This is a genomic window from Mesorhizobium sp. M7A.F.Ca.CA.003.01.2.1, assembly GCF_003998945.1.
GTDB classification, from domain to species: Bacteria; Pseudomonadota; Alphaproteobacteria; order Rhizobiales; family Rhizobiaceae; genus Mesorhizobium; species Mesorhizobium ciceri.
The window spans coordinates 1-5,215 of the sequence record NZ_RZRA01000349.1 but is presented as its reverse complement, the minus strand read 5'-3'; the positions used below and the strand labels follow the sequence as shown (position 1 = coordinate 5,215).

General features: G+C 57.1%; 4 protein-coding genes. 1 reads left to right on the top strand and 3 read right to left on the bottom strand.

What is annotated here, in order from left to right:
* Nucleotides 1–1,018: helicase-related protein (locus EN969_RS15735; protein WP_281060010.1), on the bottom strand; the 1,018-nt coding region annotated here is incomplete at its 3' end.
* Nucleotides 1,019–1,333: 315 nt separating this feature from the next.
* A complete protein-coding gene (locus EN969_RS35285; protein WP_158515786.1) occupies nucleotides 1,334–1,507 on the bottom strand; it encodes a hypothetical protein in 174 nt (57 codons plus the stop codon).
* Nucleotides 1,508–2,333: 826 nt separating this feature from the next.
* On the opposite strand from EN969_RS35285, the gene EN969_RS15730 reads away from it, so the two are divergent.
* On the top strand, nucleotides 2,334–3,713 hold the full coding sequence (locus EN969_RS15730; protein WP_063168136.1) for a tyrosine-type recombinase/integrase: 1,380 nt from the start codon (nucleotides 2,334–2,336) through the stop codon (nucleotides 3,711–3,713).
* Between the two features lie 241 nt (nucleotides 3,714–3,954).
* On the opposite strand, the gene EN969_RS15725 is transcribed toward EN969_RS15730, so the two are convergent.
* Nucleotides 3,955–4,989, bottom strand: a complete 1,035-nt coding sequence (locus EN969_RS15725) for a hypothetical protein (RefSeq protein WP_127224115.1) — start codon at nucleotides 4,987–4,989, stop codon at nucleotides 3,955–3,957.
* Between the last annotated feature and the right edge of the window lie 226 nt (nucleotides 4,990–5,215).

The following is a 5,215-nucleotide window of genomic DNA, read 5'->3' as shown; positions in this document are numbered from 1 at the left end:
GGCGGGTCTCGGCCATATCGGCTTTGATCTGCTCTTCAAGCTCGGATTCGAGCTTCTTGAACGCCTCGTCTACCTGCGCTTCTGTCCGGCAACTTTGGACTACGGCCAAGACCTTCCTTTCGAAATCGATGCCAGATTCGATAGAGCCGAGAACCTGATCGCTCGCCCCGAACAGGCCGTCGAACAGGTTGAACTTGAATTTTAGAAGATCGTGAATCCGTTTTTCCGCCTGGTTTTTCAGGTTCAGCATGTTCACGACTGTTACGTCGATCTTCTGGCCGTAACGATGACAACGGCCAATGCGCTGCTCTATGCGCTGGGGATTCCAAGGCAGGTCGAAGTTGATGATCAGGGAACAGAATTGCAGGTTGATGCCTTCCGCGCCGGATTCCGTCGCGATGAGAATCGACTTGTCGTCCGACTTGAAGGCGCTCACGATGGCCGACTTCATGTCCGCGCTTTTCGAACCGGAGACAGCGTCCGTGCCTTCCTTCTCCTTCTTCCAGGCCGCGTAAACCTTCTGGCTCTCCTTGTCGCTGTTGCTACCATTCATCAGCACGATCTGCCCGTCATACCCGCTCTGCGACAGGATTTCAGCAAGGTAGCGCTGTGTACGGACGGACTCGGTGAAGATGACAGCTTTTCGCTTGCCGCCACGCGCGACCACTTCGTCGAGCACGCCCGGAAGCTGGCTAAGAAGCTTGTCGCCTTTCGAGTTAGAGCCGATGGAACGAGCAAGGGCAAGGTAGCCGTCAAGCTCTGCTATCTCGGCGGCCAGTTTCTTCGGATCGATGGCATCGGACGATGCGTCGCCCTCGTCGTCTTTTTCGCCCTGACCATTCTCCGCAGCCAACATAGCGTCGTCCGCGATTTCCTCGCCGACCTCCGCCGTGTCGTCGATGTCTTCAACGACGCTCTCATCGGCCACTTGGTTCTTCCGAAGCCTGCCAATGACATTTTCCAGAAACATGGTGATGGCAGCGACGGACGAACCGAGCGTCTTGCGCGCTCGGCCCATTTCTGCGCGATGACCAAACAGGCTTCGATCGTTTTGCCAAGCCCGACCTCATCGGCAAGGATCACCCCTTTTGACAGCGGAGAATGCAGCGCGAAGCGTGCGGCTTCGACCTGATGCGGCTTCATGTCGACGCGAGCGGTGGAAAGAGACTTGGCGAAGGCTTCGTCGGATCGGCCCTCCAGCATGATACGGTTGGCGAAATATTTGCTGTGATAGTGTGTATAGTTGGTCATTGGGTGCCCACCCGAGAATCGCGGGCCATATGAACAGGATGGATTGATTCAGACAAGCGCCGGGTTGATCACTGGAGTCGGTTCACTCCGAATGCCACAGAATGATTGCAGCGGCGCTAGCAAGGGCAAAAAAGTCGCCTAAGTCCTCGGCAGCGATCAGCCATTCTTTGCAGACATCGAAAGCGGCGAGCGCCGCGTCAATCTCGTTGAACTCATGGATACCGCCAAGATCTTTGCGCTGGTGCGCGATCTCCAAGACAGCCGGATTGACGCTGACAGCGAGCGAGCAACGTGCATGAGATGAATTTCTTAGACCCTTGTGAATCTTAGTAGGCACAAACTATTTGCATACCAACCCCACGCTTCGCGATAGGGTCGTGGCCGGCCGTGTTAGCTGCGCTGGACACCGGCAATATTGTTCGGAGGGAAAGGCGCTCTTCGGAAAACGTCGACGATATGAGCCCCCTGCTGGGCACGTAGCATCGCGGCCAAGTCAAATGGCTGCGTGGCGAGGGCACAAAACCACTCCTCTCCAGTTACGGCGTATCTATCTACGATCCGGTTCCAAGGATCAGGTTGCCGGAACCGGCGATGCAAGGCCGTGTGAATTGGCCGGCTAATCGGATATGGCGACCATGGAGAATAGTAGTTCTCGCAGTGGGTTTGAAGGCTCTCTGTGGAGCCCGAGATCGAGCAACGCTGGGGCTTTTGCAGCAAGCCCTTGTCGGTGAAGTGGTGTATCAATTGCCAGCCGCGAACTCGCTCCTCATGAGTGAAGCCATTGTAGGCAGGCATCTGGGGCCACCTCCAATCCGGAAGGCCAACGGGCTCAAACAGGCCCATAGAGTTTGCAACTGGATTCAAAATCTAACCCTGAGAGAGACCGAACTTTGCTAACCATATTGCTATACAAATTGCGATACAGAAACCCGTTAAATTACTGATTTTATCTAATATTCTATTTGACATGGCTCCGGCCCGGGGAGCCACTTAATCCAGAAAAGTCTTGAAACCCAAGGACTACAAGGGTTTCCGCTTCCCCAGAGATACACCGCGCGATACACTGCGGGGTACACTGAGCTATGAAGATTGACGTGAAGCACATACAGAAACGAGGCGTCGCCGGCTGGCGTTATCGGCGGAAAATTCCGAAGAAGCTCCAGGCCGCTGCGGGCAAGTTGGAAATCCTGGTCCCGCTCGGGGCGACCGAACATCAAGCACTGAAGGCCTACCCCAAGGTGCATGCCCAGGCAGAGCAGCAGTTGCGCCTTTGGTCGCGGCCGCACGATGCGCAAACCCTAGGCAGCTTGGTTGGCACCCCCACCTTGACCGACTTTGAGCACCATAGGCTGAACCGCACACGCCTTCGCGCGCTCAGTCTCGACCCCGAATGGACCGGTCCAGAGGACGAGGATGACCCCGAGGCGCTAGCTCGGGAGCTGATCGCGGAGCAGATTGCTGAGAAATATCCAGTGGACGACCGAGGCAATCCCGTTGGCATAGAGTCGGCGGACCGCGCCCTGATCCACGCCCTTGTCCTTGGTCAAAATCAACAGCGCCATGCCCCGACCTTGGAAGATGCCAGGAGGCTGTACCTCAAAGAGAAGGTTGGCACCGACGAAACAAAGAAGATGGAGCTTGAGCGAGTGTTCAAGCTCGTCAGCGCGGCGCTTGGCAAGGACAGGACACTAAGCAACCTCAAGCGGGAAGACGCCAAAGAGGTCAGGGACCACATGCTCGATGGCCGCAAAGCGTCGTCCGTGGACCGCTACTTGAATGTGGTCCGTGCGATGATCAACCACGCCATCAGAGAATTTGACCTCACCGGGGTCACCAATCCCTTCATGAACTTGGAGGCCGCGCCCAAGGACAAGGCAGAGCCTGATAAAGACAAACGCCGGCCCTTCACCCTTGATGAGGCTGCCGCCATCTCGGGCCGCCTTGTGTCACACGCCAAGACCGACCTCCAGCACATCTGGCGCATTCTTAAAGGGACTGGATGTCGCCTCGCCGAGGTCTCGGGTCTGCGGGTCGCAGACGTGCATCTCGAACATGCCATCCCGCACATCACGGTCGAGTGGCATGACGACCGCCGCATTAAGAATGCAGTGTCGCGCCGTAACGTGCCCTTGATCGGGGACGCATTGGACGCTGCAACAGAAGCCAAAGCTGCGGCGGGCAACGCGGCGATGCTGTTCCCAACCTACGGCAGGCCCAAGGGTGCGTCCTCAGCGTCTGCTGCTTTGGGAAAGCACGTTCGGGCTTGTGTAACGGACCCGAAGGCTACCACCCACTCGCTTCGCCACCTCATGAAGGATCGCCTACGCTTGGCCGGCGTCACGAAGTCGGACCAAGACATTGTTCTGGGCCATTCCTCAGGCAGCGTTGGGGAGGACTACGGTGGCGACGAGGCAAGACTTGAGATGGCCAGACGGGCGCTTGAGAAGGCTAACTCGCTCTGATCCAGTCCGGTTCTGCCTGGGGCCGCTCACTCGTTGCGCCACCGAATGGAGGACTTGCTGGTGATCGCTTGGGTCCCCGAGAAGCTCAAGCGGTCGATCATGGGCCACTCAGGGGGCGGCGCTGGGGACAACTACGGTGGCGAAGAGGGGCGGCTTAGGGTTGCAACTGAGGCGACGGAGAAGGCCTTCGCTGCGGTTGGCTAAGATAGTCGTCGCTTCCCCTCGCGGACGTTGTACTGCGCTAGCGCATAACTTTGCTGGTCTCAGCGATGATCTTGGGGATCTGCCCAATCGCAATCGTGTAGCTGAACCGCGCCACACCTTTTGCCTGCTTGTGCCTTGGCAGGCTGCGGACGACCCAGTCGTAAGTGCCCGACACCATGCATCGCTCATTGGCACAGGTGACTATGACGCTCTCGTCGTGGAGATTGTATCCCCGTTCCGGCCATCGTTGGAAATAGCTTCTCTTGTCGGCGATGATCGAGCTTAGGTCCGTTGGCTTTCCGTAATAATCGACGATGCCAGCATACGAATTTTGAACCTGAGCGATCGCCAAATCTGCGTTGTCGCCATGGTGCTCGATGAGCCCCTTGATAAATGCTACCGCCGCGCTCTCTAGCTGCCGCTCGTCTGCGCTGGCTTCAGCCGGGGCCGGAGTGGGCATTGGCGACACACGCGACGTGTCAACGGACGGCGGCGTGGTGGAAATGTTGGTTACGCGCAGTTCAGCCATCTCACTGGCGGAGAGATATCGCATATCAGACCTGTCGTAACTCAATGCTACGGCCATCAACTTGGGGTCCACGCCCATCTCGGACATGTAGGACATGATATCGGCAGTTACGGCTTGAACGTTCGCCACAGCCTCGTCGGTAGACATCCCGCTCTCTGGGGCGAAGGATGAGCGGTGAACACCAATAGAGCCCGGATCGGCAACACGGCGAACGCCACCCATGAAAGCCAAGGAGCAAGCCGACGCGCACTGCAACTGCCGGACTTGAAGCGTGTCAAGGCCGGCTGCCCGGATCATACGTCCAAGTTGCATTGCACTTCCGATACTACCCCCCTGCGAGTCGAATACGACCACTCTAGCCCCACTGCTTGTGACAGCGCGGCTAAACTCATTCAGAGGTTCGTTGACCCCAAATTCACCGGAGACGATGAGAAACGGAAGTTCGCCCGACGACGATACCGGCTTGTATTCCAGAGCCTTGGCCGACCATGTTGCGGCCGCGATAATTGACGCAACAGCTAAAACTCTCAAAACTGAACGCATAACTGGCTACCCTACCCTGCCCGTCACAAGTAAGATCCAGTTGAAGCGCCATTTCAAGCGCCAACTGTGAAAGGTTCGATTTATGGTCAAAGAACTGATTGACGCCTCAATGATCTGGCACGGGTATTAGAAACTATGTGCATCCTCTACAATATCGCCACGTCGCATGAGGCCATCCGAGCCGGCTTTGCGGGACATGTTGGGGAACTTTGAGCCGTCCATAGAC